At 69.5% G+C, this 26,725-nt stretch carries 23 protein-coding genes and 1 riboswitch; of the genes, 12 read left to right on the top strand and 11 right to left on the bottom strand.

Going from position 1 to position 26,725, the window contains the following annotated elements:
• The first annotated feature begins 90 nt into the window (after positions 1–90).
• Entirely contained in the window at positions 91–651 is a 561-nt protein-coding gene (locus P5P27_RS05530; RefSeq protein WP_278126799.1) for a GtrA family protein, read from the top strand.
• On the opposite strand, the gene P5P27_RS05525 is transcribed toward P5P27_RS05530, so the two are convergent.
• From P5P27_RS05525 to P5P27_RS05515, 3 genes are read right to left on the bottom strand one after another with little or no spacing between them, the layout of a single operon-like run.
• Positions 623–2,032, bottom strand: coding sequence for a HAMP domain-containing sensor histidine kinase (locus tag P5P27_RS05525; RefSeq protein ID WP_278126798.1), 1,410 nt, complete (start codon positions 2,030–2,032; stop codon positions 623–625). The two genes, P5P27_RS05530 and P5P27_RS05525, sit on opposite strands and share 29 nt — an antisense overlap.
• Before the next feature lie 7 nt (positions 2,033–2,039).
• Positions 2,040–2,732 carry a response regulator transcription factor gene (locus tag P5P27_RS05520; RefSeq protein WP_197078082.1) on the bottom strand — a complete coding sequence of 231 codons (693 nt, stop codon included), beginning with the start codon at positions 2,730–2,732 and terminating at the stop codon, positions 2,040–2,042.
• Complete coding sequence (locus P5P27_RS05515) at positions 2,729–3,265, bottom strand: PH domain-containing protein (protein WP_006896475.1); 537 nt, start codon at positions 3,263–3,265, stop codon at positions 2,729–2,731. Before P5P27_RS05515 ends, P5P27_RS05520 begins: the two co-directional genes overlap by 4 nt.
• A gap of 112 nt (positions 3,266–3,377) precedes the next feature.
• On the opposite strand from P5P27_RS05515, the gene P5P27_RS05510 reads away from it, so the two are divergent.
• Positions 3,378–3,974, top strand: coding sequence for a hypothetical protein (locus tag P5P27_RS05510; protein ID WP_006896476.1), 597 nt, complete (start codon positions 3,378–3,380; stop codon positions 3,972–3,974).
• A gap of 12 nt (positions 3,975–3,986) precedes the next feature.
• Here P5P27_RS05510 and P5P27_RS05505 read toward each other — a convergent pair whose 3' ends face one another.
• Positions 3,987–4,781 carry a biotin--[acetyl-CoA-carboxylase] ligase gene (locus P5P27_RS05505; protein WP_278126793.1) on the bottom strand — a complete coding sequence of 265 codons (795 nt, stop codon included), beginning with the start codon at positions 4,779–4,781 and terminating at the stop codon, positions 3,987–3,989.
• Positions 4,782–4,915: 134 nt separating this feature from the next.
• On the opposite strand from P5P27_RS05505, the gene P5P27_RS05500 reads away from it, so the two are divergent.
• The 3 genes from P5P27_RS05500 to P5P27_RS05490 are packed head-to-tail and all read left to right on the top strand — an operon-like array spanning position 4,916 to position 7,484.
• Complete coding sequence (locus P5P27_RS05500) at positions 4,916–6,541, top strand: acyl-CoA carboxylase subunit beta (RefSeq protein ID WP_006896478.1); 1,626 nt, start codon at positions 4,916–4,918, stop codon at positions 6,539–6,541.
• A 29-nt stretch (positions 6,542–6,570) separates the two neighbouring features.
• Entirely contained in the window at positions 6,571–6,810 is a 240-nt protein-coding gene (locus P5P27_RS05495; RefSeq protein WP_278126791.1) for an acyl-CoA carboxylase subunit epsilon, read from the top strand.
• Positions 6,807–7,484: a Maf family protein gene (locus tag P5P27_RS05490; protein ID WP_278126789.1), complete on the top strand. Its 678-nt coding sequence runs from the start codon at positions 6,807–6,809 to the stop codon at positions 7,482–7,484. The genes P5P27_RS05495 and P5P27_RS05490 overlap by 4 nt, the downstream gene beginning before the upstream one ends.
• A gap of 4 nt (positions 7,485–7,488) precedes the next feature.
• On the opposite strand, the gene P5P27_RS05485 is transcribed toward P5P27_RS05490, so the two are convergent.
• Positions 7,489–8,394 carry a neutral zinc metallopeptidase gene (locus tag P5P27_RS05485; RefSeq protein WP_278126787.1) on the bottom strand — a complete coding sequence of 302 codons (906 nt, stop codon included), beginning with the start codon at positions 8,392–8,394 and terminating at the stop codon, positions 7,489–7,491.
• A 189-nt stretch (positions 8,395–8,583) separates the two neighbouring features.
• On the opposite strand from P5P27_RS05485, the gene P5P27_RS05480 reads away from it, so the two are divergent.
• The 5 genes from P5P27_RS05480 to P5P27_RS05460 all read left to right on the top strand — a co-directional run bounded on the left by P5P27_RS05480 (position 8,584) and on the right by P5P27_RS05460 (position 13,853).
• Positions 8,584–9,477: a sulfurtransferase gene (locus P5P27_RS05480; RefSeq protein WP_006896482.1), complete on the top strand. Its 894-nt coding sequence runs from the start codon at positions 8,584–8,586 to the stop codon at positions 9,475–9,477.
• Positions 9,478–9,493: 16 nt separating this feature from the next.
• Positions 9,494–9,919, top strand: a complete 426-nt coding sequence (locus P5P27_RS05475) for a SufE family protein (protein ID WP_006896483.1) — start codon at positions 9,494–9,496, stop codon at positions 9,917–9,919.
• Between the two features lie 16 nt (positions 9,920–9,935).
• Entirely contained in the window at positions 9,936–11,339 is a 1,404-nt protein-coding gene (locus P5P27_RS05470) for a condensation domain-containing protein (RefSeq protein WP_006896484.1), read from the top strand.
• A 214-nt stretch (positions 11,340–11,553) separates the two neighbouring features.
• Positions 11,554–13,365, top strand: a complete 1,812-nt coding sequence (locus P5P27_RS05465; protein ID WP_222111024.1) for an acetyl/propionyl/methylcrotonyl-CoA carboxylase subunit alpha — start codon at positions 11,554–11,556, stop codon at positions 13,363–13,365.
• A gap of 131 nt (positions 13,366–13,496) precedes the next feature.
• Positions 13,497–13,853, top strand: coding sequence for a hypothetical protein (locus tag P5P27_RS05460; protein WP_278126782.1), 357 nt, complete (start codon positions 13,497–13,499; stop codon positions 13,851–13,853).
• Positions 13,854–13,897: 44 nt separating this feature from the next.
• On the opposite strand, the gene P5P27_RS05455 is transcribed toward P5P27_RS05460, so the two are convergent.
• Complete coding sequence (locus P5P27_RS05455; protein ID WP_278126780.1) at positions 13,898–14,356, bottom strand: hypothetical protein; 459 nt, start codon at positions 14,354–14,356, stop codon at positions 13,898–13,900.
• Between the two features lie 222 nt (positions 14,357–14,578).
• Positions 14,579–14,812, top strand: a riboswitch (cobalamin riboswitch).
• Between the two features lie 109 nt (positions 14,813–14,921).
• On the opposite strand from P5P27_RS05455, the gene metE reads away from it, so the two are divergent.
• Together metE and P5P27_RS05445 are read left to right on the top strand one after the other, a co-directional pair.
• A complete protein-coding gene (gene metE / locus P5P27_RS05450) occupies positions 14,922–17,273 on the top strand; it encodes a 5-methyltetrahydropteroyltriglutamate--homocysteine S-methyltransferase (RefSeq protein ID WP_278126778.1) in 2,352 nt (783 codons plus the stop codon).
• 144 nt (positions 17,274–17,417) lie between these two features.
• The gene (locus tag P5P27_RS05445) at positions 17,418–19,070 is read left to right on the top strand and encodes an FMN-binding glutamate synthase family protein (RefSeq protein WP_278126776.1); all 1,653 of its coding nucleotides are present in this window, start codon (positions 17,418–17,420) and stop codon (positions 19,068–19,070) included.
• Between the two features lie 17 nt (positions 19,071–19,087).
• Here P5P27_RS05445 and P5P27_RS05440 read toward each other — a convergent pair whose 3' ends face one another.
• From P5P27_RS05440 to prpD, 5 genes are read right to left on the bottom strand one after another with little or no spacing between them, the layout of a single operon-like run.
• Complete coding sequence (locus P5P27_RS05440; protein WP_278126774.1) at positions 19,088–19,693, bottom strand: NUDIX hydrolase; 606 nt, start codon at positions 19,691–19,693, stop codon at positions 19,088–19,090.
• A gap of 37 nt (positions 19,694–19,730) precedes the next feature.
• Positions 19,731–23,123: a pyruvate carboxylase gene (locus P5P27_RS05435; RefSeq protein ID WP_278126772.1), complete on the bottom strand. Its 3,393-nt coding sequence runs from the start codon at positions 23,121–23,123 to the stop codon at positions 19,731–19,733.
• Positions 23,120–24,292, bottom strand: a complete 1,173-nt coding sequence (locus P5P27_RS05430; protein ID WP_006896492.1) for a bifunctional 2-methylcitrate synthase/citrate synthase — start codon at positions 24,290–24,292, stop codon at positions 23,120–23,122. The genes P5P27_RS05435 and P5P27_RS05430 overlap by 4 nt, the downstream gene beginning before the upstream one ends.
• A complete protein-coding gene (gene prpB / locus P5P27_RS05425; RefSeq protein ID WP_006896493.1) occupies positions 24,289–25,218 on the bottom strand; it encodes a methylisocitrate lyase in 930 nt (309 codons plus the stop codon). Before prpB ends, P5P27_RS05430 begins: the two co-directional genes overlap by 4 nt.
• A gap of 1 nt (position 25,219) precedes the next feature.
• Entirely contained in the window at positions 25,220–26,722 is a 1,503-nt protein-coding gene (gene prpD / locus P5P27_RS05420; RefSeq protein ID WP_006896494.1) for a 2-methylcitrate dehydratase PrpD, read from the bottom strand.
• Positions 26,723–26,725: the final 3 nt, after the last annotated feature.

The raw sequence follows: 26,725 nt of genomic DNA, 5'->3' as shown, positions 1-26,725 counted from the left end.
CGTTCAATGTTGTCATGCCCGGCCGCGGGCACGCGCACCCCGGCCGGTCGGTGACAATTCGGCGGGCCAGATTACGTACACTCGAACCTTGTGCCGACAATTGACGGGGCAGTGAAGCGACTGCCGGAGCCCGTGCGACGGCTGGTGCTCAAGCACAGCGAACTGATCAAGTTCGCGATCGTCGGCGGCACCACATTCGTGGTCGACATGGCGGTCTACTACGCACTCGCCCTCAGTGTTCTCGAATCGAAGCCGACGGTGGCCAAGGTGATCTCCGGCGTGGTCGCCACGATCCTGAGCTATGTCCTCAACCGCGAGTGGGCGTTCAAGAACCGCGGCGGACGCGAGAAGCACCACGAGGCGCTCCTGTTCTTCGCCATCAGCGGCATCGCCGTCCTGATCTCCGCCGCGCCGATCTGGATCGCGAACAATGTCTTCAACATGCGCGAGAACCTGGTCGGCCTCGAACTCGCGATCTTCGACTTCCTGCTCGCCTTCGTGATCGGCAACCTGCTCCAGATGGTCTTCCGGTTCTGGGCGCTGCGGCGGTTCGCCTTCCCCGACGAGCAGCCGCGCGGCGGCGAAGGCGGATCCACCGACGTCAACCCCACGTCCGAGGAACTCAGCGATGAGGAACTCGGACATGCGTGAGCGTCGACCCGCCGCCGTCTGTCCCGTCGCCGTCTGCCCCACCGCCGTCCGCACCGGCACCGCCGCCGGCGTCTGACTCCTCGCCGTAGGACGCACCGCTCGCCGGATGCAGCGGCGCCACCACCGCGAACACCGCGGGCCGCCGCGACACCAGATCGAGCCGACCGCCGTCGGCCTCCACCAGGGCGCGGGCCAGTGACAGACCCAGCCCGTTCCGTCCCCCGCCCGACACACCCCGGCGGAACATCTCCGGTACCACCTCGTCGGGCACGCCGGCGCCGGCGTCCGACACCGTGACGCGGACCATCTCGCGCGATGTCAGCACCCCGACCCGGACGACGCACTCCCCGCCCCCGTGGACCAGTGCGTTGTCGACGAGCACGCTCAGCGCCTCGCGGAGGCGGCCCGGACGACCGTAGGTGTGCGGGACCGGTTCGTCGACCACCATCCGCACCGACCGCCCGGCCGCTCGATACGCGGGCTCGAAATCGCGCACCAGGGTTTGAACGACCGACGTGACGTCGATCGCGACCCGCGCCTTGGGATCCGCACGCGAGGCCGCGATCATCTCGTCCAGTTCGTCGGCGAGCCGTTCCACCTGCGCCAGTCCCGCCTCGGCCTCGGCGACCACTGCCGGATCGCGGTGCAGGGTCAACTCGTCGAGCCGCAGCCCGATCGCGGTGAGCCGGCTGCGCAGCTGGTGGGAGACGTCCCCGATGATCTCGCCCTCGCGCTCGAGCCGCAGGACGATCTCGTCATTGGCGTCAGCCAGCGCCGCCGAGACCCGATCGAGCTCATCGATGCCGTATGCAGGCCAGTCGGAGGAGAAGTCGCCCCGACCCATGGCGGCGGCGCGGCGCGCGACGTCCGACAGCGGCTCCGACAGCCGCCGCGCCGTGAGGACGGCCACCACCGCACCGCCGACGACGGCGACCAGGATCGCCAGCAGCAGGGTCAGCACCGCCAGCAACTGGGTCGGACGGACGTCCTCCTGCGGTATCGCGAGCGTCAGGTCCACGTCGCGGCCGAGATTGACCGACTCCGAAACCGCCGCGCCGTCGAAGACATGGCCGATCTGGCGGATCCCGCGCTGGTAGCCGCCGGGCGCGTCCCGATCGCGAACGCGATAGGTGAGCGTGAGGCGACCGTTCGGCGGCACCAGCAGACGGAACTGTTCGAGATCCAGATCGTGCGGGGATACGGCGCGGCCGGCGGCCTCCTCCGCGAGCACGTGCTCGCTCATGCGTTTGAGCCGCTCGGAGAGGTCCTGGTGAGCGGAGGTGGAGAACCAGTCCCAGGTGATGATGGTCATCGGCACGCCGAACATCACGCCCATCGCCACGAGGGACGCGATCATCATCTTCAGGATTCGACGACGCACACGGCTCCTACGGGTCGAACCGGAAGCCGACACCGCGCACGGTCACGATGTGTCTGCGATTCTTGGGACGGTCGTCGCCGATCTTCCGCCGGATCCAGGAGATGTGCATGTCGAGCGTCTTCGACGACCGCAGATCCGTCGACCCCCACACCGCGTCCATGATCTCGTCGCGCGACACCACTTCGCCCGACCGCTCCATCAGGAAGCGGAGCAGATCGAACTCCCGGTTCGCCAGCGTCAGATCCTCGCCGTCCACCACCACGCGCCGAGCGCGCGGGTCGAGCTGGATGTCGCCGCTGTCGAGGATCTCCTCCCCCTCCACGGCCGTGACGCTGCGCCGCATCAGCGCGCGCACGCGCGCGAGCAACTCGGCCAGGCGGAAGGGCTTGCCGACGTAGTCGTCGGCGCCCGCATCGAGACCGACGACGAAGTCCACCTCGTCCGTGCGAGCGGTCAGCATCAGCACGGGCAGTTGCGGCAGTTCGGAGCGGATCCGGCGGCACACCTCCAGACCGTCCATCCCGGGCAGGCCGAGATCGAGGATGAGCAGTCCGTAGTCGCCGCTGCGCACCTTCTCCAGCGCCTCGGGACCGGTGGCCGCGATCTCGCAGTCGTTGCCCTCCCGGCTCAGCGCTCGGGCCAGCGGCTCGGCGATGGCCGCGTCGTCCTCGGCCAGGAGCACCGCTCGCGACCTCATCATCGGCGCCACTCGTCGACGCGGCCCGTCAGCGCGTCGTCGTCCTCGTCGAGCAGCTCCTGGTAGAGCTGAGCGTGCACCGCCTCCACCTGCGGGATGTCATGGAAGGCGAGCGGCTCGTCGGATGCCGATTCGATCACCAGAGTGCCGGTGCGGAGGATCCGGTCGATCACCCCGTGCCGGAACTCGACGGTGTTGATCCTGCGGATCGGAATGTCGATGCCGGACCTGGTCAGGACGCCGCTGCGGTAGATGACCCGACGGTCGGTGACGACGAAATGAGTGGTCTTCCACGAGATCAGCGGCCGGATGAGGAACCACGCCACGGCCGCCGCCCAGATCGCGACGACGACGGCGGTGACCCACAACGCGGCGCGGTCGGCCATTGCGGACGTCTGGGCGTAACCGACCGCGACTCCCGCGGCAGCGGTCACCGCCCAGAAGATCAGCACCGGCACCAGCAGGCTCTTCCAGTGCGGATGCCGGTGTATGACCACCACCTCGCCGGGCGCAAGGTTCTCGCGCGGGTAACCCATGGCGTTTCACCTTAGTGCCGGATTCTTAGGAGGGCCTGATATCGGCGCTACACTGGGGCGGATCTGGCCTCACGACCGCAGCGATACCGAGCAGCAACAACAGGCAAGGACCATGACGTACAACGATCCGCGCGACCCGAACCACCGTCCGCCTCAGCCGCCGGCGACGCGTGCCTACAGCCGGCCGAACGATTACGGGCAGTACACCGAGGCCGGCGACTACGGCCAGACCGGGTACGACGCCCAGTACAGTCAGCCGCCCGCCACACCCCGCCGCCGCGGCCCGGACATCGACCCGCTGATGTTCTGCGGAGGCGTTCTGATGACCGGAGTGGTCACGGGGCTGGCCGCTTGGCTCGCCGCCTGGGTGATCCGCGCCGTCACCCAGAAGATCAACGAGTCGGGCCGGTTCGGCATCTGGAATCCGCTCGCACAGGACGAGGTGTGGTTCGCCGTCACCGGGTTCGTCGCCGCGATCGTCGCCGGCGCCCTGTGGTACCTGCTGCAGGTGGGTACGCCTGCGCCCAATCAGTTCTACCGATGGATCGTCGGGCTGCTGATCGCCGCCGCGGTGATCCTTCCGCTGCTGCTGTCGGAGCAGATCTCGTCCGGCATCGGCACCGCGGTGCTGCACCTGATCATCGGCTTGCCGGTGCTGACGCTGATCCCGACGATGGGCCGCGCCAGCAGCGACCGCAAACGCAGCTAGAGGTGTCCGGCGCTAGTCGGCGGGCCGCAGGTGCGTGACGTCGCCCGCCGACGCCGTGACCGGACCGTCCGGACCGTCGACGATCACCCGCCCCTCGTCGTCGATGTCGGTGGCGATACCGACCACCTCGACGTCGCCGGGCAGGATCAGCCGGACCCGTGACCCCAGGGTGGCGCTGACGCTGCGATAGTTCCCGGCGAGGACATCGATGCGGTCGGGCCAGTCCGCGAGCCGCTCGGACAACGCCCGCAGATACGCGGCCGCGACCCGGGTCTGGTCCACCGGCGCGTCGGCGAGGCCGCTGATCGAGGCCGCCGTGTCGGGCGCCGACCCGGCGGGCAGATCCAGGTTCAGTCCGGTGCCGATCACCGCCACGCCCCCGCCGTCGCCGGTGAGCCGGAACTCCGAAAGGATGCCCGACAGCTTGCCGCCACCGGGTGCGAGGACATCGTTGGGCCACTTGAGCTCGAGACCGGTTCCGGTGAGTGCGGAGACGGCGTCGTGGACGGCGAGGCCGGTGAGCAACGACAACCAGCCGAGGCTGCGAATCGCATCGGCGTCGACCGCGATGGCAGCCGAGACGGCGAGCTGTCCGGGCGGTGTCTCCCATACCCGCGCATGCCTGCCGCGGCCCGAGGTCTGCCGCGCGGCGATCAAAACAATGCCGTCGACGTCTTCCCCGGCATCGATTCGCGCAATCAGATCGGCATTGGTCGAGCCGGTCTCGGCGATCACCTCCACGGCGCGCCACCGCGTGTCCGACAGCTGTTCGGCGAGGATTTCCTGATCGGGCACGTCGTTGCTCATGTACGAGCACTTTACGGGCCCGCGAGTGAATACACTCACAGCACCGCTTCCGCAGTGATCTCGAATGTGAGGATATTCTCACATTATCGGCGCGGTTGACCTCGCATAGGTGTCGGTCGTTAGCATCGGATCCCATGACGACTGCTTCACGCGACGACGGCGCTGCGCCGGACATCCACACCACGGCGGGCAAGCTCGCCGATCTGCGCAACCGCCTCGCCGAGGCCGAGTTCCCGGTCGGCGAAGCCGCTGCGGAGAAGGTTCACGCCAAGGGCAAACTCACCGCACGCGAGCGCATCACCCACCTCCTCGACGAGGGTTCGTTCGTCGAACTCGACGCGCTGGCGCGTCACCGGTCCACCAACTTCGGGCTCGCCGAGCGGCGCCCGATGGGCGACGGTGTCGTCACCGGCTACGGCACCGTCGACGGCCGCGAGGTGTGCGTGTTCAGCCAGGACGCCGCGGTCTTCGGCGGCAGCCTGGGCGAGGTGTACGGCGAGAAGATCGTCAAGGTCATGGACCTGGCGATCAAGACCGGCCGCCCCCTGATCGGCATCAACGAGGGTGCGGGCGCCCGCATCCAGGAGGGCGTGGTCTCCCTCGCCCTGTACGGCGAGATCTTCGGTCGCAACGTCCGCGCCTCCGGCGTCATCCCCCAGATCTCGCTGATCATGGGCCCGAACGCCGGTGGCCACGTGTATTCCCCCGCTCTCACCGACTTCGTGGTCATGGTCGACCAGACCAGCCAGATGTTCGTGACCGGTCCCGACGTCATCAAGACCGTCACCGGTGAGGACGTCACTCAGGAGGACCTGGGCGGCGCACACACGCACATGACCAAGTCGGGCGTCGCCCATTACGTCGGCCAGGACGAGGAAGACGCCCTCGACTACGTCAAGGAACTGCTGGGTTACCTGCCGAGCAACTGCCGCGCCGAGGCCCCGCGCCTGCCCGCGCCGGAGCGCGTCGGCGCCATCGAGGACAATCTCACCGAGGACGATCTCGCGCTCGACACGATCATCCCCGACTCGCCCAACCAGCCGTACGACATGCACAACGTCATCCGGAACATCCTCGACGACGAGGAGTTCCTGGAGGTGCAGGCCGAGCGTGCGATGAACGTCATCGTCGGCTTCGGACGGGTGGACGGCCGCAGCGTCGGCATCGTCGCGAACCAGCCGACCCAGTTCGCCGGCTGTCTCGACATCGACGCCTCGGAGAAGGCGGCGCGCTTCGTGCGCACCTGCGACGCCTTCAACGTTCCGATCGTCACCCTGGTCGACGTCCCCGGCTTCCTGCCCGGCACCGAGCAGGAGTACAACGGCATCATCCGCCGCGGCGCCAAGTTGCTCTACGCCTACGGCGAGGCCACGGTCGGCAAGATCACCGTCATCACCCGCAAGGCCTACGGCGGCGCGTACGACGTCATGGGCTCCAAGCACATGGGCGCCGACGTGAACCTGGCCTGGCCGACCGCTCAGATCGCGGTCATGGGCGCCTCGGGCGCGGTGGGCTTCGTCTACCGCAGCCGTCTCAAGGAGGCGCAGGCGAACGGTGAGGACGTCGACGCACTGCGCCTGGAACTGCAGCAGGAGTACGAGGACACCCTGGTGAACCCGTACGTCGCGGCTGAGCGCGGCTATGTCGACGCGGTGATCCCGCCGAGCCACACCCGGGGCCAGATCGCGAATGCCCTGAAGCTGCTGGAGCGCAAGATGGTGCAGCTGCCGCCGAAGAAGCACGGCAACATCCCGCTGTAGTCCGTTCCCCGATCCAGAAAGGCGAGGACATGAGTGACGACGTCACCTCGGCGGGCAGCCAAGAGCAGCCCGCCCGCCCGTTCCTGACCATCGTCGACGGCAAGCCGACCGACGCGGAACTGGCCGCCCTGGTCGGTGTCTTCGCCGCGGCGAGCGGCGGCACCGCCGACACCGGACCGCAGATCCGGAACGACTGGGGCCGCCCGGTCGACATGTTCCGGGAGAACTGGGGCCAGCCCGGCAGCTTCACCAACCGCGGCGGCTGGTGAGCCCCGCACACCGTTCCACCGCGACGACCGTCGTCCTCGGTTCGGCCTCGCCCGCACGCCTGCGCGTGCTGCGAGACGCCGGACTGCGGCCGGCGGTCGTCGTGTCAGACGTGGACGAGGACGCCCTGCTCGACGAGCTGGCGGGCGCCCCGCCCGCGCAGATCGTCACCCGGCTGGCCGAGGCGAAGGCCGACGCGGTGGTCGCCGCCGTCCTCGGTGACGGCGCACCGCGGGCGGCGGGTGCGGCGACCGACGGCGTGGTCGTGACCTGCGATTCGATGCTTCTCACCGGCGGGTCGCTCGCGGGCAAACCGCACACCGCGGCGGCCGCCGCCGAGCGGTGGAGACGGATGCGCGGGACCACCGGTCATCTCATCACCGGACACTGCGTGCGGCGCGTGCGTGACGGCGAGGTCGTCGCGTCCGCCAGTCACAGTCAGTCGACGGCGATCTTCTTCTCCGACGTCTCCGACGAGGTCATCGAACGCTACGCGGCGACCGGCGAGCCGCTCGAGGTCGCGGGCGCGTTCACCCTCGACGGGATCGGCGGCTGGCTGATCGACGGCATCGACGGCGACCCGTCGTCGGTGATCGGCATCAGCCTGCCGCTGGTCCGGCGCCTGCTGACGCAGGTCGGCGTCGACGTCGCCGACCTGTGGTCCGCCGAGCGCTGAGACCTCACTGCCGGAGTACGGCGGGCCAGTACGCCTTGAGGCAGTCGCCGGGCTGTCCCTGCCGTCTGAGGTTGTCGGTGAATCCGCGCCAGAGGGCCCGCGCCCGCGCGACGGAGGTTCCGTGGCCCTGCCCGGGCGCGGCGTCGCCGACACTGACGATCAGCGCTGCGGCCTGCAGCATCGACGTGAACGACAGGTCTTTGCGCTCGAAGACGGTGGCCGCCCAGTTGCCTGCGAAACAGTCGGCGATCAACTCGCGGTCGTCTCCGGGCGGCCCGGCCGCGTCGCCCATGCCGTACGCCTTCGCGAGGCGGTACACGACGTTGTGGCCGTATTCGTGGGCCATGATGGTGGCCGCGGTGAAGTCACCGAGCATGATGCCGGACGAGCCCATGAGCTTGCCGTTCCAGATGTCGGCGAAGGTCTGCACGGGCAGGATCACCGACCCCTGCCTGTCGGTGCCGCCGCCGTCCGGCCGGCGGTCGAGCGGGCAGAAGAAGGCGTTCGGGAAATCGCTCGGGATTCCGTCGGGCAGTTCACCCGAGTCCAGGCACGCGCTGCGGAAGGCATCGCCCGGGGCGATCAGCACCCGGCCCGCCGTCGACCCCTCGATCGCCAACTGGGCGAACCAGTCCTGCCACACCGAGTCCAAGTCGTCGAGCACCGCCGACATGTACGCCGGGACCGCGGTCGACTGATTCGACTCGTCGACCCCGGAGGCCGCCAGCCGCTCAGCCGAGACGGCGGCCAGTTCCGGACACCGAGCGGCCGAACAGTGCGCGGGTGGCGTGGGCGCCGCGCGATGCGCCGTTCCGTCCACCCCGCATGCGCTCATCGTCAGCGCGGCCACGACCGCCAGGGCCGTACCCACCACTGTCCGGAGCCCGCGCCCCGATCCCCTTCTCGGCATGACGGGAACGCTAACACCGTCGCCCCCGGCGACGTGCCCGACGTCATTCGGACGATTGCGCAGGCCGGACCGCGGATCGGAACGAACTTGAGACCGGTCCGGCGAAACGCCTCGGCGCGGCCGTCCGTATGCTTGTATCCGCGGCCGGTTCCGGTCGCCTCCGACATCAGCAGAGGCGGGAGACCCTCAGTGACTGTGGAATTCGATCCGAATCCGGCTTTCTCCGCATACGCACATCCGGAGCGCTTGGTGACGACCGAGTGGTTGTCCGCGCACCTCGGCGCGCCCGGATTGAAGATCATCGAGTCGGACGAGGACGTGCTCCTCTACGACATCGGCCACATTCCCACCGCCCAGAAGGTGGACTGGCACCTTCACCTCAACGATCCGGTCACCCGCGACTACATCAACGGCGAGCAGTTCGCGAAGCTGATGAGCGAGAAGGGGATCTCCCGCGACGACACGGTCGTGATCTACGGAGACAAGAGCAACTGGTGGGCCGCGTACGCCCTCTGGGTCTTCACGCTCTTCGGCCATGAGGACGTCCGGCTCCTCGACGGCGGCCGCGACGCGTGGATGGACGAACAGCGCGAGACCTCCTTCGACGTCCCGGTCTACCGCCCGACCGACTATCCGGTCGTGGAGCGCGACGACTCCAAGATCCGCGCCTTCGCCGAGGACGTGCTGTCCGAGATCGGTTCGACTCCGCTGATCGACGTGCGCTCGCCGCAGGAATACACGGGCGAACGCACGCACATGCCCGATTACCCGCAGGAGGGTGCGCTGCGCGGCGGTCACATCCCCACCGCCGTCTCGATCCCGTGGGCCAAGGCCGCCGCCCCCGACAGCCGGTTCCGCAGCCGGGCCGAATTGGAAGACGTGTACGCCGGTCTCGACCCGGCCACCCCGACCATCGCGTACTGCCGGATCGGCGAGCGGTCGAGCCACACCTGGTTCGTGCTGACCCATCTTCTCGGCTTCGAGAACGTCCGCAACTACGACGGCTCCTGGACCGAATGGGGCAACCGCGTCCGGGTTCCGATCGCCGTCGGCGACGAGCCGGGCACGGGCGTCGCCGACTGACGCCGGAAACAGTTCCATGACGCTGCCCGCCCCTCTCGCCGAGATCGTCTCGGATTTCGCCGATCTGGCGGATTCGGACAAGGTCACTCTGCTGCTCGAGTTCTCCCGCGAGCTCCCCGAGCTGCCCGAGTCGCTGAAGCCCGAGTCGATGGAGCCGGTTCCCGAGTGCCAGTCGCCGATCTTCCTGTCCGTGGACGCCTCGGACGCCGAGGCCGTGCGCCTGTACTTCAGCGCTCCGCCCGAGGCACCCACCACCCGGGGTTTCGCCTCCATCCTGCACGAGGGGCTCGACGGCGCCAGTGCTTCGGAGATCACCGCGGTGCCCGACGACTTCTTCCACGAGCTGGGTCTGTCGTCGGTGATCAGTCCGCTGCGTCTCAACGGGATGGCGGGCATGCTGACGCGGATCAAGCGTCAGGTGCGCGAGCAGACCTCCCGCTGAACGCCGTCGCAGCGCAATGGACTTTCTGCAGATCCTCGACGCCCCGATTCAGCCCGGCGGCCTGGTCGAGTGGATTCCGGCTGTGCCGGGCGGTCTGGGCAGCTGGAGCCGAGACGTACGCGAGACCTCGCACAACCACGAGGAGCATCTGCGGTCGGCGTTCGAGTACCGGGCGCTGACGCATCGCGAGGGCGGCCGCGAATCGTGGCTCGGGCTCGCGATCGAGTTCGACGAACCGATGTCGGTGCCCTCGGTCCGCTCCGCGCTGGTGGCGTACATCAATCGCCACGAGGTGCTGCGGACGCACGTGGTGCTCAAGGCCGACCGCGACGCCCGCTACCGCACGGAGCGCTACACCACCGAGCCCGACACCGTCCGGGTCAAGATGGCACGCATCGGCTGGTACACCGAGACGCCGCTGCTCCTCGAGCAGATCGCGGGATCGTTCGACCGCGCGACCGCCCCTCTGCACTGGCCGGCGTACCGGTTCGCGACCGTGGCGCGACCGGACAGTTTCACCCTGTTCTTCGCCGCCGACCACTCGCTGGTGGACGGCTACTCCCTGGTCAATGCGCATCACGAGTTGTCGGAGCTGTACCGGGCGGCCCGCGAGGGTCGTCCACCGGCTCTCGAGCCCACGGGCAGCTACCTCGACTTCAGCGACGCCCAGCGCCGCGCCGCCGACGTCGCCGACCCCGAGCACCGCGCAGTGCGCACATGGGCCGAGTTCGTCGCCCGGTTCGGCGGCCGACTGCCACCGAACCCCCTGCTGACCCCCGGTCGGGCGGGGCCCGCCGAGGAGGGCACCGGGCCGGTCCAGCTCGCGCGCACCCGGTTGCTCCTCGACGACGCCGGCGCGACGCGCTTCGAGGCCTTCTGCGCCGCCTCGGGCGCGTCCCCGGTGGGCGGGATCCTGGGAGCGATGGCGGTGGCCTTCCGCGAGACCAGCGGCGCCGACGACTTCGCCGTGATCATGCCCCGGCATACGCGGACCGACCGCTCGTGGCTGCACTCGCTGGGCTGGTTCGTCGGTCTGGCGCCCCTGGTGATCGACGTCTCCGACGATCCCACGCCCGCCGAGGCGTCGCGGCGGAGCACCGCGGAACTGAGCGCTTCGCGGCACGGAAGCGAGCTTCCGTTCCTTCGTGTGGCGGATCTCATCGGCGTCACCGGCTCGCCGCATACGGTGGTCTCGTACATGGACACGCGCGGGGCACCGCGTGCCCAGGCCGCCGACGACGGTGCCGCACGGGTCCTGCGCAGCCATTCTTATGCCGACGACGAGGTCTACGTGTGGGTCAACCGGACGCCCGGCGGCCTGCGGATGCACGCTCGCTATCCCGCCGAAACCGCAGGTGATGTTCCCGTCTTCCTCGACCGTTTCGCGGACCTACTCGCGCGTACAGCCGAAGCCGGGTAGACAATTTTCTTGACCTGCGTGAGATGCGTCGTACCGAGCAATTGATCGGTGCGTTAATCTGAGTCGCGGAAATCACGTTGCCCGTCTGATGCGAGCCACGTGTAGGACGCCACGAGCGGGAGAATCCCGCGCGAGACGCAGCCCGTCGACCCCGGATGGTGAGAGCCGTCCCCGACAACGGCACCGCCTGACCGGTGGTGCCACAGGAGTGCCAGTGACCAGTTCCGCTGAGATCAGTCAGACGACCATCAAGAAGGTCCTCATCGCCAACCGCGGTGAGATCGCCGTTCGCGTGATTCGCGCCGCGAAGGACGCAGGCATCGCCAGTGTCGCCGTGTACGCCGAACCGGACGCCGACGCACTGTTCGTGCAGCTGGCGGACGAGGCGTTCGCACTCGGCGGCCAGACGTCGGCCGAGTCGTACCTGGTGTTCGACAAGGTCCTCGACGCCGCCGCCAAGTCCGGCGCTGACGCAGTCCACCCCGGATACGGCTTCCTCTCGGAGAATGCGGACTTCGCACAGGCCGTGATCGACGCCGGTCTCACCTGGATCGGCCCGCCCCCGTCGGCCATCCGTGACCTCGGCGACAAGGTGACCGCACGCCACATCGCCGAGCGCGCGAAGGCGCCGATGGCCGCCGGCACCAAGGATCCCGTCGCCGGCGCCGACGAGGTGGTCGAGTTCGCCAAGCAGTACGGCGTCCCGGTCGCGATCAAGGCCGCCTTCGGCGGCGGCGGCCGCGGCATGAAGGTCGCGCACACCGTCGAGGAGATCCCCGAGCTGTTCGAGTCGGCCACCCGCGAGGCCGTCGCGGCATTCGGTCGCGGCGAGTGCTTCGTGGAGCAGTACCTCGACAAGGCGCGACACGTCGAGGCCCAGGTCATCGCCGACCAGCACGGCAACGTCGTCGTCGCCGGAACCCGTGACTGCTCGCTGCAGCGCCGGTTCCAGAAGCTGGTGGAGGAGGCCCCCGCTCCCTTCCTGACCGACGAGCAGCGGGCGCGCATCCACTCCTCCGCGAAGGCCATCTGCCGCGAGGCCGGCTACTACGGCGCGGGCACCGTGGAGTACCTGGTCCAGGGTGACACCGTCTCGTTCCTCGAGGTCAACACCCGACTCCAGGTGGAGCACCCGGTCACCGAGGAGACCTCGGGCATCGATCTGGTGCGCCAGCAGTTCCGCATCGCCGAGGGCAAGCCCCTGGAGATCACCGAGGATCCGACCCCGCGTGGTCACTCCTTCGAGTTCCGGATCAACGGTGAGGACGCCGGGCGAGGCTTCCTGCCCGCGCCCGGCCCGATCACCGTCTACCGCGAGCCCTCCGGCCCCGGCGTCCGCGTCGACTCCGGCGTCCGCCAGGGCGACGTCATCGGCGGTCAGTTCGACTCGATGCTGGCCAAGCTGATCGTCACCGGCGAGAACCGGACCCAGGCACTCGAGCGCGCCCGCCGCGCACTGGCCGAGTTCGAGGTCGACGGCCTCGCCACCGTGATCCCGTTCCACCGCCACATCGTGTCCAACCCCGCCTTCATCGGCAGCACCGACGAGAACGGCGTCGAGGGCTTCGAGGTCTACACCAAGTGGATCGAGACCGATTGGGACAACCCGATCAAGCCCTTCACCGGCGGTGAGCCGCTCGACGACGAGGACGACACCCAGCGCCAGAAGGTCATCGTCGAGGTCGACGGCCGCCGCGTCGAGGTCTCGCTGCCCGGCGATCTCAACCTGGGCGGCGGTGGCGGCACCAACGGCGCCATCCGCCGCAAGCCGAAGTCGCGCACGCGCAAGAAGGGCGGCGGCGCCGCTGCCTCCGGCGACGCCGTGACCGCGCCGATGCAGGGCACCGTCGTCAAGGTGGCCGTCGGTGAGGGCGACGAGGTCGCCGAGGGCGACCTGGTCGTGGTCCTGGAGGCCATGAAGATGGAGAACCCGGTCACTGCGCACAAGGCCGGCACCATCACCAGCCTGTCCGCCGAGGCCGGTGCCGCGGTCACCCAGGGCACGGTGCTGCTCGAGATCAAGTAGAACCGGATACACCTCCGGCTGTGCCGTTCCGCCTGACCGATGTCGAGTCAGGAGGAACGGCACAGCCCGTTTTCGGAGCCGTGCACGCGCCCGGATCCGGCCGATTCGTGAGCGAACGAGAAGGACCCGTCATGGAAGCTGTCGAGATCAACGCCGGTGCGTGGTATCTTCGCGCCCTGCGGCACGACGAGCGGTTGTCCGATGTGCCCGCGCTCGAGCTCCTCGGCGTCGGCGATCCGGTCGAGTACATCCGAGCCGCCGACGCCGCGTGGGCCGACGAGTCGCGTCTCACGTGGGCGGTGTGCGTCCCCACCACCGGAGAACTCGCGGCGCTGATCGGCGTCGACGCCGCCGGGTCGGTGGCCGGCCTCGCCCGCGACGGCTACGACGCCGCGCTCACGGCCGCGGTCGATCCCGCCACCCGTTGCGCGAGCGCACTGCTCGACGTCGAAGCGGCGGCTCTGCGCTCCGGACTGCCGGGCCGCTGACCCGGACGCCGCGCATCCAGGTCGCCGCGCATCCAGGCAGGCGCTCAGAGGGGCGAGTCGGCGGGGTTCCCGAGATCGGTGCAGTCGACCAGCACCATGTCGTCGCGGTGCGCGACGAGATACCGCACGGCAGGCAGTCCCGCCCCCAGCTCCGCGATGGCCTCGCGAACGCGTTCGGCTCCCAGGTAGAAGGGTTGGGCGGGACGGCCGCCGAACGCCGCGCGGCACAGACTCGTCGGGCAGTCGGCGGCGGCCTCGATGACGCGTGCGACAGCGATCGAACCGGCATCCGGGCTGTCGAGGGTCTGGATCACCGCCCCCGTCAGACTCGGATGCTGATCGACGAACTTCAGCGCCGCACTCGAGCAGGCGTCGAGACTGTCGTACCACTCGGGGAGATAGAGCGTCGTCGACGAGGTGTCGGGCGCCGGAACCACGCGGGCGCCGAGCGCCACATAGATGTCCTTGCAGCCGCCGGCGCCCAGACTTGACACGCAGGCCATCAGTCGCTGTTCTGTCGGAACATCGCCGTCACCTGCGGGATTCCGCTCGTCTCCACGGGCTACGAGGATGATCCCAGCGACCGGATGAGCCGGTCCGCCGGAGTTAAAATCACCGCCGGATCCCATGCTGCCCAATGGTACCCGGTCCTTTACCATCGATAACTGCAACTGGTTCGCCCGGCCGGGATCACTATGGAGCCCCTGCTTCCCGCCGGGCGTCGACGCGAGTTCGCTGCCGACGGCAGCGACCGCCCGCGAAGAGGGAATCCGGTGAGACTCCGGAGCTGACCCGCAGCGGTATGTCGGAACGACCGCCGTCACACGCACTGGGACCGCCCCGCCCGAGCCACGGCTCACCGGCGGCGGCGCCTGGGAAGCGACGGCCAGTAGAAGCGGGCTCCATTCCTGGCCCGCGCGCCGACGAGCCCGAAGACCTGCCGGATGTATCGAGCGCATCCGCGCCCGATGGCTGTCCGCCTCGAGGAAACGGGCGACTGACGAACTGCGGTTCGCAGCGCCCGGTATGGCGACGGCTCGAACTACTCATGCAGGAGAAGAACACGTCATGTCCGATGACACGACTATCACCACCGACACCAGCACCACCCACTCTGCGGGCTTCACGGCCACCGTCCCCGGCGTCGCCCGGATCGGCGCCAACCGGGAGCTCAAGCGCGCGGTCGAAGCCTACTGGGCGGGCCGGATCGACGCCGCCGCGCTCACCCGGGTCGCAACGGGCATCCGCCGCGACAGCTGGAGCAGGCTGATCGACGCCGGTTTCGACTCGGTGCCCGTCAACACGTTCTCGTACTACGACCAGGTGCTCGACACCGCTGTTATGCTCGGCGCGCTGCCACCGCGAGTGGCGGCGATCGACGATCCGCTGGACCGCTACTTCGCCGCCGCCCGCGGCACCGCCGGCGGCCCGGGCCCCGACATCGCACCGCTGGAGATGACCAAGTGGTTCGACACCAACTACCACTACCTGGTTCCGGAGATCGGTCCGGACACCGAGTTCACCCTCGACCCGGGCGCAGTCCTCGATGAGATCGCTCAAGCGCAGGCTCAGGGCGTGCCCGCCCGTCCCGTGGTGATCGGACCGATCACCTTCCTCGCGCTCGCCAAGGCGGTCGACGGCGGCCCGGCACCGCTGACCCGCATCGACGATCTCCTGCCGCTCTACACCGAGCTCCTCGGCCGCCTGGCCCAGACCGGTGTCGACTGGGTCCAGATCGACGAACCCACGCTGGTGACCGATCAGGCCGACGGTCTCACCGACCTCGCCGAACGCGTCTACGGTGTGCTGTCGGCTGTCCGGACGCGCCCGCGGATCCTGGTGCAGACGTACTTCGGCGATGCGGGCGACCGTCTCGCGGCGCTGGCGCGGACCGCGGTGGAGGGCGTCGGAGTGGACCTGGTGACCGGCTCTCCGGACACCGTCCGCACGGCCGATCTGACCGGAAAACTGGTAGTCGCCGGCGTGGTGGACGGCCGCAACGTCTGGCGCACCGACCTCGACGCGGCGCTGGCCGCACTCGAGTCGCTGCGCGCGCACGCCGGTGCCCTCGCGGTCTCGACCTCGTGTTCCACACTGCACGTCCCGTACACCGTGCGCGGCGAGTTCGAACTCGACCCGGTGCTGCACGGATGGCTGGCCTTCGCCGAAGAGAAGTTCGGCGAGGTGGCCGCGCTCGCTCGGGCCCTGGCGCACGGCCGGGACGACCAGGCGTGCCGGTTCGAGGCGGCGCGCGCGGCACTGGCGTCCCGGGCAGCGGACCCGCGCGTACACGTCGCCGCGGTCCGCGAACGCCTCGCCGGGCTCACTCCGGCCGACTGGACCCGATCGCCCGCGCCCGACCGCCGTGAGGCGCAGGACGCCGCGCTCGGCCTGCCCGTCCTGCCGACCACGACCATCGGCTCGTACCCGCAGACGGTCGAGATCCGCAAGGCGCGCCTCGCGCTGCGCAACGGAACCATCGACTCGGCGGCCTACCGGTCCCGGATGGAGCAGGAGATCGCCGCGGTGATCGCCCTGCAGGAGCAGGTGGGTCTGGACGTCCTCGTCCACGGGGAACCCGAGCGGAACGACATGGTCCAGTACTTCGCCGAACAACTCGACGGCTTCTTCGCGACGACCGCCGGCTGGGTCCAATCGTACGGGTCACGCTGCGTCCGGCCGCCGATCCTCTTCGGCGACGTCCGGCGGTCGTCGCCGATGACGGTCGGCTGGATCACCTACGCGCAGTCCCTGACCGAGAAGCCGGTCAAGGGCATGCTCACCGGCCCGGTGACGATCCTCGCGTGGTCGTTCGTCCGCGACGACCAGCCGCTCGCCGAGACCGCGCGTCAGGTGGCTCTCGCGATCCGGGACGAGACCACCGATCTCGAGCGAGCGGGGGTACCGATCATCCAGGTCGACGAACCGGCACTGCGCGAACTGCTGCCGCTGCGGACCGCCGACCGCGCGGCGTACCTCGACTGGGCGGTGACCGCCTTCCGTATCGCCACCGGCGGGGTCGGCGACGCCACCGCGATCCACACGCATCTGTGCTACTCGGAGTTCGGCGAGGTGATCGGTGCGATCGCCGCGCTCGACGCGGACGTCACCTCCATCGAGGCGGCGCGCTCCCATATGGAGGTCCTCGACGACCTCGACGCGGCAGGCTTCGCCGCCCAGGTGGGTCCGGGCGTCTACGACATCCATTCGCCGCGCGTGCCGGCCGCCGATGAGATGGCCGCGTCGCTGCGTGAAGCGCTCGACGCGGTGCGCGCCGACCGGCTGTGGGTCAATCCCGACTGCGGGCTCAAGACCCGCCGCACCGACGAGGTCACCGCCGCGCTGCGGAACATGGTCGACGCCGCCCGCCGGGTCCGCGAGGAGATCGCCGCCGATCGGGCCACGGTGCCCGCCACCTGATCGCGACCGGATCCATCCGACACCGCTCACCGGTGACCGATGGATCCGGTGCGCCCGTCCTGCCTCCGGTACCGCCGCGTCCGAACTACAGTGGGAGCCGCCCGATTCCCCGACCGGCGGTGCCCGCGACAAGAGGTGGAGACGATGCTCAGATGGTTGGCTGTTGCCGCGACGTGGGTTCTCGCCGCGGTGTCCTCGACGCTCGTCCTGGTCTCCCCGTGGTGGCTATTCGTCACCGGCGTCCTCGCCTTCATCGCACTGGTCGGCACGTACGACCTGGTGCAGGCCCGCCACAGCATTCTGCGGAACTATCCGGTGCTCGGGCATTTCCGCTTCCTCATGGAGAGCATCCGGCCGGAGATCCAGCAGTACTTCATCGAACGCGACACCGACGGGACCCCGTTCGACCGGGAGACGCGCACCACGATCTACGAACGCGCCAAGGACGTCAAGGACGTCGACCCGTTCGGCACCCAGCGCGATCCGACGGTGATCGGATACGAGTACGTGCGGCACTCGATCGTCGCGCACTCCGCCACCGACGAGACCCCCACCGTGCGGATCGGCGGGCCGGCGTGCACTCAGCCGTACGACATGGCGATGTACAACGTGTCCGCGATGAGCTTCGGCGCGCTGTCGGCGAATGCGATCCTGGCACTCAACGGCGGTGCCGCCAAAGGCGGCTTCGCACACGACACCGGTGAGGGCGGGCTCAGCTCCTACCATCTGCGGCCCGGGGGCGATCTGATCTGGGAGATCGGCACGGGTTATTTCGGCTGCCGCACCCCCGACGGGCACTTCGATCCCCAGCAGTTCCGCGCCAAGGCATCGAACCCGCAGATCAAGTGCATTTCGATCAAGCTGTCCCAGGGGGCCAAACCCGGTCTCGGCGGAGTGATGCCCGGCCCCAAGGTGACGGCCGAGATCGCGCAGATGCGGGGTGTCCCCGCCGGGCGGTCCGTCGTCTCACCGCCCTCGCACAACGCTTTCCACACCCCCGTCGGACTGTGCGAGTTCATCGGCCGTCTGCGCGACCTGTCGGGCGGCAAGCCGGTCGGCTTCAAACTGTGCGTCGGTTCGCGCAGTGAGCTCCTCGGCATCTGCAAGGCCATCCGCCAGACCGGGATCGCACCCGATTTCATCATCGTCGACGGGGCCGAGGGCGGCACCGGGGCCGCGCCGGTGGAATTCGAGGACAACGTCGGGACCCCGCTGACCGAAGGCCTGATGACGGTGCACAACGCACTGGTCGGCACCGGTCTGCGCGACCAGATCCGGATCGGCGCGTCGGGCAAGATCACCAACGGCATCGACATCGTCAAGCGCGTGATCCAGGGCGCCGATTTCACCCTCGCGGCGAGGGCGATGATGATGGCCGTCGGATGCATTCAGGCGCAGCAGTGCCACACCAACAAGTGCCCGGTCGGCGTCGCCACCCAGGATCCGAAGCGAGCCCGCGCACTCGACGTGCCCGACAAGACCGAACGGGTCTACAATCTGCAGCGCCACGTCGTCGACAACGCCAAGCAGTTCGTCGCGTCGATGGGGCTGACGAGCTTCGACGATCTCCACCCGTCGATGCTGATGCGGACGGTGGGGCCGAACAGATCGAAGTCGTACGCGGAGATCTACGAGTGGCTCGCGCCGGGCGAACTGCTGACCCGCCCGCCGGAGTCGTGGCGCGAGGACTGGGAGTACGCGAGTGCGGAGTCCTTCGTCCTCACGAGTGCGCACGAACCCGATCCGTCACACCGGCCGCCGAGCCACGGCAGCACCCGGCATCCGCTCGCGGTGTAGGCCCGCTCGCGGCGCTCTCAGCGCCAGGCGAACACCGGCTGTTCGAGATCGTGAACGCGGGTGTCCCGGCCCGCCAGCACCACCTCGGCGAACTGATACACGACCGCGGCCGTCGGCGCGTGGATCCGGGCGCCCGCGATGTTCAGCGCGACCAGGGTGCGCGGCGACTCCGGTATCCGACTGAACACCGCCGGCCGGCGCAATTCGTCGAAGGACACGAAGAAGAGCTTGTCCACCTCGGCCGGACTCGGATGGACGGGCGGGTCGTCGTCCACCCAGCACACCACCGGTGTCATCAGATAGCCCGACCGCGTCTCGTAGTCGTCGAGAAGGCCGAGCACCGTCTCCTCACCGAGTTCGATCCCGATCTCCTCGTGCAGTTCGCGCAACGCGGCCCGGGTCGGCGTCTCGCCGGGATCGAGGCGTCCGCCCGGGAGCGCGAACTGATTGGAGTGGTTGCGCAGGGACGACGGCCGCCGGGCGATCCAGATCCCGTACTCCCCGCCGTGACGGACGACGGTGATGGCGACCGCCGAGTGCCGGAGCCTGCCCGCCGGGTCGTCGATGGTCCGGCGGGCCCAGCTCCCGATTCGCTCCCGTGCCAGTTGCCGCGTGATCTCCATGCCTTCATCTCTACCCGGTGCGGCGTCCCGAGGGCGGCTAACCGATCACCACGAGCAGGTCGCCGGGCGCCACCTCGGCGACCGCGTCGACGGCGACCCGCTCGACCACCCCGCCGACGGGCGCGGTGATGGAGGCCTCCATCTTCATCGCCTCGATCGTCGCCACGGTCGATCCCGCGGTCACGCTGTCGCCCTCGGCCACGGTGACGGTGACGACGCCGGCGAAAGGCGCACCGATCTGGCGCGGATCACTGCGGTCGGCGCGTTCGGCGACAGCTGCCGACGGCTCCACCGACCGGTCCTGGGCCGGCACCGGCCGCAGTGTCCCGTTCACCGTGAACAACACGGTGCGGCGGCCGAGGTCGTCGGGTTCGCCGACCGCTTCGAGACCGACGAGCATCTCGGTGCCGGGACCCAGCCGGACGCGATGCTCCTCGCCGGGCCGCAGACCGTAGAAGAACTCCGTCGCCGACAGCCGCGAGGTGTCGCCGAACGTCGCCCGATGGTCGCCGAACTCGGCCGCCGGGCCGGGGAACAGCAGCCGGTCCAGAACCCGCCGCCTGCGCGGCCCGGATCGGGTGAGCGCCTCGCGATCGTCGGCCGCGAGGGCGGCGGTCGGCGGCGTGTGGGTCCGGCCCGCGAGGACCTGCGTGCGCAACGGTTCCGGCCAACCGCCGGCGGGCTCTCCGAGATCGCCGGCGAGGAAGCCGATCACCGAGTCGGGGACATCGTGCGATGCGGGGTCGGCGGCGAACTCGGCAGCGGTGATCTGCTGCGCCACCAGCGACAGGGCGAGATCGCCGACCACCTTCGACGACGGCGTCACCTTGATCGGCCGCCGCAACAGTGCGTCGGCGTCGGCGTAGGCCCGTTCCACCTCCTCGAAGCGGTGGCCGACGCCGAGGGAGATGGCCTGCTGCCGCAGATTCGACAGCTGTCCCCCGGGGATCTCGTGTTCGTAGACGCGTCCGGTCGCGGCTCCCACCCCGGACTCGAACGGCGCGTACACGCGGCGCACGGCCTCCCAGTAGGGCTCGAGGGAACACACGCTGCGAAGATCCAGCCCGGTGTCGTGTTCGCCGTTCTCCAGCGCCGCCACCACCGCGGAGAGCGATGGCTGACTGGTGGTGCCCGACAGCGGAGCGCTGGCTGCGTCGACCGCGTCTGCTCCCGCGGCGATCGCCGCGAGATAGGTGGCGACCTGACCGCCCGCGGTGTCGTGGGTGTGGACGTGGATCGGGATGTCGAACTCCCGGCGCAACGCGCCGACCAGGGCGGTCGCGGCACGCGGACGAAGCAGACCGGCCATGTCCTTGATCGCGAGCACGTGGGCGCCGGCGTCGACCACCTGCTCGGCCAGACGCACGTAGTAGTCGAGGGTGTACAGGTCTTCACGCGGATCCGACAGGTCGCCGCTGTAGCTCAACGCCACCTCGGCCACCGCCGTCCCCGTCTCGCGTACCGCGTCGATGGCGGGCCGCATCGCCTCGACGCTGTTGAGCGCATCGAAGATCCGGAACACGTCGATTCCCGTGGCCGCCGCCTCCGCGACGAAGCCGCGGCACACGTCGTCCGGATGCCGGGTGTAGCCCACGGTGTTGGCACCGCGGAGCAGCATCTGCAAGCAGACGTTCGGCAACCCCTCCCGGAGTCGTTCGAGCCGCTCCCAGGGATCTTCCTTCAGGAAGCGGAGCGCTACGTCGTAGGTGGCACCGCCCCAGCACTCCACCGACCACAGCTGCGGGGTCAGTGCCGCCACGTACGGTGCGACGGCGTCGAGGGCGCTGGTGCGCAGCCGGGTGGCGAGCAGCGACTGATGGGCGTCGCGGAAGGTGGTGTCGGTGATCGCGACGGCGGACTGAGTCCGCAGCGACTCGGCGAACCGGTCCGGCCCCAGACTCAGCAGACGCTGCCGTGAGCCCGCGGGCGGCCGCGCCAGCAGGCTCGCCGGGACGGCGGGCAGTTTGGAGGTGGGACGGACGGTCGACGGCGCCTCACCGTGCGGCCGGTTCACCGTCACGTCGGCCAGATACGCCAGCAGCTTGCCGACGTCGTCGCCCGGTGCGTGCCCGGTGAGCAGTTCCGGGTGGTCGTCGATGAACGAGGTGGTGGTCCCGCCCGCGAGGAAGTCGTCGTTCTCCAGGACCGCGCGGAGGAACCCGATGTTGGTGGTGACGCCGCGGATCGAGAACTCGGCCAGCGCCCGCCGGGCCCGCGCGGCCGCGGTCGCGAAATCGCGGCCCCGGCAGGTGAGTTTGACGAGCATCGAGTCGAAGTGGCCGGTCACCTCGCTGCCCAGAGCGGCGGCGCCGTCGAGCCGGACCCCCGCCCCGCCGGGCGCGCGGTAGTCGCGGACGCGGCCGGTCTGCGGCCGGAAGCCGTCGGCGGGATCCTCGGTGGTGATGCGGCATTGCAGCGCCGCACCGCGGACGGTGATCGCGTCCTGGTGCAGCCCCATCCCGGCGAGCGAGGCACCGCCGGCGATCTGCAGCTGGGCCGACACCAGATCCACCTCGACCACCTCTTCGGTGATCGTGTGCTCCACCTGAATCCGCGGGTTCATCTCGATGAAGTAGTGCCGGCCGCGTACGTCGAGCAGGAACTCGACGGTGCCCGCACAGGTGTACCCGATATGCCGGGCGAAGGCGACGGCGTCGCGGCAGATGCGGTTGCGCACCTGGGGGTCCAGGCCCACGGCGGGCGCGATCTCGATGACCTTCTGATGCCGCCGCTGCAGGCTGCAGTCCCGCTCGTACAGGTGCACCACGTCACCGCCGGCGTCGGCCAGGATCTGCACCTCGATGTGTCGCGGTCGCACCACCGCCTGCTCCAGGAACACCGTGGGATCGCCGAATGCCGCATGGGCTTCCCGGCCCGCCGCCGTCACCGCATCGGCGAGATCCTCGATCCGTTCCACCCTTCGCATCCCGCGGCCCCCGCCGCCGGCCACCGCCTTGACGAATACCGGGAACGTCAGCTCGGCCGCCGCCGCTACCAGCTCGTCGGGGTCGGATGACGGCGCCGACCCGGCGAGCACGGCCAGGCCCGCCTCGCGGGCGGCCTGAACCGAGCGCTTCTTGTCGCCGGTGAGGTCGAGCACCGCGGCCGACGGTCCGACGAAGACGAGTCCGTTCTCGTCGCACGCGCGGGCCAGTCCGGCGTTCTCCGAGAGGAAGCCGTAGCCCGGGTACACCGCGTCGGCCCCCGATCTCAGCGCCGCACCGATCACCTCGTCGACTGACAGATAGGCCTTGACCGGGTGGCCGGGCGTGCCGATCTGATACGACTCGTCGGCCTTGAATCGGTGGATGCCGCCGCGGTCCTCGTGCGGGAACACGGCCACCGTTCCGAGGCCGAGGTCGCGGGCCGCACGGAAGGCCCGGACCGCGATCTCGCCTCGGTTGGCGACCAGGATCTTCGAGATGCTCACGCCGGAACGGACCTCTGCTGCGGGCCCGAGTACGCGGACAGCGGACGGATCAGGGCGTTCGACTCGGTCTGCTCGATGATGTGGGCCGTCCACCCGGTGATGCGGCTCATCACGAACAGCGGCGTGAACATCGGGATGTCGAAACCCATGAGGAAGTACGCCGGTCCGGTCGGAAAGTCGAGGTTCGGCCGGATCCCGGTCCGCGAGACCATCTCCTCTTCGAGCTCGGCGTAGATGGCGAGCCATCTGGATTGACCGAGGTGTTCGGAGACCTCCCGCAGCGCGCGGTACATGGTGGGCACCCGGGAGTCTCCCCGCTTGTAGACGCGATGGCCGAAACCCATCACCTTCTCTCCGGCGGACAGCTTCGCGTCGAGCCAGGCGCGCGCCCGCTCGGGGCGGTCGATCTCGATCATGTCGTGCATCACGGCCTCGTTGGCGCCGCCGTGCAGCGGTCCCTTCAACGCGCCGATCGCCGCGGTCACCGCGCTGTAGATGTCCGATCCGGTCGAGGTCACGACGCGGGCAGCGAAGGTGGAGGCGTTGAAGCTGTGTTCGGCGTAGAGCACCATCGACTTCTCGAAGGCCCGGACGACCACCGGATCGGGCACCTCTCCGAAGCACATGTTCAGGAAGTTCTCCGCGTAGCCGAGCCCGTGGTGCGGGGCGATCGGGTCCAGTCCCCTCCTGCGTCGCAGGTCGGCGGCGACGATGGTGGGCAGCACCGCGAACATCCGCTGAGCCTTGTCGAGCAGTGACGCGGGTGCGGCGACGTCCTCGTCGGGGTCCTCGGTGCCGAGATAGCTGATCATCGTCCGGACCACGTCCATCGGGTGGCAGGTCTCGGGAGTGCGGGCGAGCACCGCCTGTGCCGATCGGTCCAGACGCCGGGCGGCGCGCTCGCGCTGGGTGAACTGTTGCAGCTGATGATCCCCCGGCAGCTCGCCGTACCAGAGCAGGTACGCGACCTGCTCCATCGAGCACTTCTCCGCGAGTTCCTGCACCGGATAGCCGCGATAGGTGAGCGAGTTGGTCTCCGGGACCACTTTCGAGATCGCGGTGGTGTCCACGACGACACCGGCCAATCCCTTGTATATGGCGTCGGTGTATATGGCGTCGGTCCCGCTCGTCCGTGCGGCCGCGGACTGCGCGGTGGGCGTGTCGGTCATTTCTGAACCCCCGGTCGGGTGTAGGTGAACAGCTGGTTGTCGAAGGCGTTGTAGTCGGCGTATCGGAGGAACTCGTAGAGGCGGGCGCGGTGCTGCATGCCGTCGAGGAGCCCCCGCTGCGTGCCGGTCGAGGAGAGTTCGCCGAGACCGGCCTCGACGGCACCCATCGCGATCCGGAGAGTGGTGACCGGATAGATCACCGCGTTGTAGCCGAGATCCCGGAGTTGCTGTGCGGTGAGCAGTTCCGACTTGCCGAACTCGGTCATGTTCGCCAGCAGCGGCGCGTCGACCGCCGCGCGGAAACGCTCGAACTCGGCGGCGGTGGCCAGGGCCTCGGTGAAGATGAGGTCGGCTCCGGCGTCGACGTACGCCTTCGCTCGGTCGATCGCCGCATCGAGGCCCTCGACGCCGCGGGCGTCGGTGCGGGCGCACACGATGAAGTTCTCGTCGCGGCGGGCTCCGACCGCGGCTCCCAGCCTGCGCAGCATGTCGTCGACCGGGACCACCTCCTTGCCGTCGAGGTGTCCGCAGCGTTTGGGGTTCACCTGGTCCTCGAGGTGGCAGCCGGACAGCCCGGCGTCCTCGAGCGTCGCGACGGTCCGGGCCGCACTCATCGGCTCGCCGAACCCGGTGTCGGCGTCGATGAGCGTCGGCAGGTCGGTGGCTCGCGCGGTCGCTCCGCCGCGCGCGGCGACCTCGGTGAGGGTGGTGAGGCCGATGTCGGGCAGCCCCAGGTCGGCGGCCAGCGCGGCGCCCGAGACGTACACGCCCTCGAATCCGGCGTCGGCCACCATCTTGGCCACCAACGGTGAGAACGCGCCCGGCCAGCGCTGGAGTTCGCCGGAGTTCAGGGCGTCGCGCAGGCCGCGCCGCTTGTCGGCGTCGCTGCGGCCGGAGGAGAAGACGCTTCCGGAAGTGGCGGTCATCTCAGAGGATTCCCTTCCCGGTCTCCGGCGCGGACGCCAGCACGTCCGGCAGGACGCGGACGTTGAGGGCGTCGAGACCGCCGGCGGGCAGGTCCGCGAGGCCGGTCGCCGCCGCGACGAAGCGTTCCTGCTCGGCGGGGTCGATCACGCCCTCGGCCATGCGCGCGAACTTCGCCAGATACTGGTCGCGGGCGAATGGACGGGCGCCGAGCGGGTGGGCGTCGGCGACGGCCAGTTCGTCCTCGATCACCTCGCCGCTCGCGAGGGTGATGACGGCGCGGGCGCCGAAGGCCTTCTCGTTCGGGTCGGTGGAGTGGTAGCGGCGCGTCCACTCCGGGTCCTCGACGGTGGAGATCTTGCGCCACAGTTCCACCGTGTCCGGGCGGGCGGCGCGCTCGGGCGCGTACGAGCGTTCGTGGTCCCATTCACCGTCCTGGAGCGCGACGGCGAAGATGTACATGACCGAGTGATCGAGCGTCTCACGGCTCGCGGTCGGGTCGAACTTCTGCGGGTCGTTCGACCCGGTGCCGATCACGTAGTGGGTGTGGTGGCTGGTGTGCAGCACGATCGACGCGATCTGCGAGGGGTCGCCGACCCGGTCGCGCATCCGCCGGGCCAGGTCGATCGGCGCCTGGCTCTGGTACTCGGCCGAGTGCTCCTTGGTGTAGCTGTCGAGGATGGCCCGCTTGGCCTCACCCGGCGCAGGCAGGGGCACCGTGTAGCGCGCCTCGGGCCCACCGAGCATCCAGGCGATCACACCGTCTTCGCCCTCCCAGATCGGCGACGGCGCCCCCTCGCCGCGCATCGCCCGGTCGACTGCCTCGACCGCGATCTTGCCCGCATGGGCCGGGGCGTACGCCTTCCAACTGGAGATGAGTCCCTTGCGGGACTGCCGCGTGGCGGTGGTCAGGTGCAGGGCCTGGCCGACGGCCTGGTAGATCGTCGGCACATCGAGCCGCAGCATGGTGCCGAGACCGGCCGCGACCGACGGACCGAGGTGCGCGACGTGGTCGATCTTGTGCTCGTGCAGGCACATGCCCTTCACGAGATCGATCTGGATCTCGTACGCGGTGGCCAGTCCGCGGATCAGATCGGCGCCGTCGGCGCCCACTCGCTGCCCCACCGCCACCAGGGCGGGGATGTTGTCGCCGGGGTGCGAGTACTCGGCGGCCAGGAAGGTGTCGTGGAAGTCCAGCTCACGCACCGCGACGCCGTTGGCCCAGGCCGCCCACTCCGGTGCGTACGAGCCGTCGACGCCGAAGACCGTGGAGCCGCCGGCGACCGGCCTGGTCTGCGCCTGCCTGCGCGCGCTCACGACCGGTCGCCGCACCACCGACGCGGCGCTCACGGCCGCGTTGTCGATGATGCGGTTGACGATCATCTCGGCGGTCTCGTCGGGCACACCGACGGGGTCGGCGGCCACCTGAGCGATCTTGTACGCGAGATGCTCGCTCAACGGAAACTCTTCGGCGCTGCGGCGGGTGCGGACTTCGTGATTGATCATGTT

Origin of the sequence: Gordonia sihwensis (assembly GCF_029632925.1) — a bacterium.
In the GTDB taxonomy this organism is placed as follows: domain Bacteria; phylum Actinomycetota; class Actinomycetes; order Mycobacteriales; family Mycobacteriaceae; genus Gordonia; species Gordonia sihwensis.
Note: the sequence above shows the minus strand (reverse complement) of the source record. Positions and strands in the feature narration are given on the sequence as shown.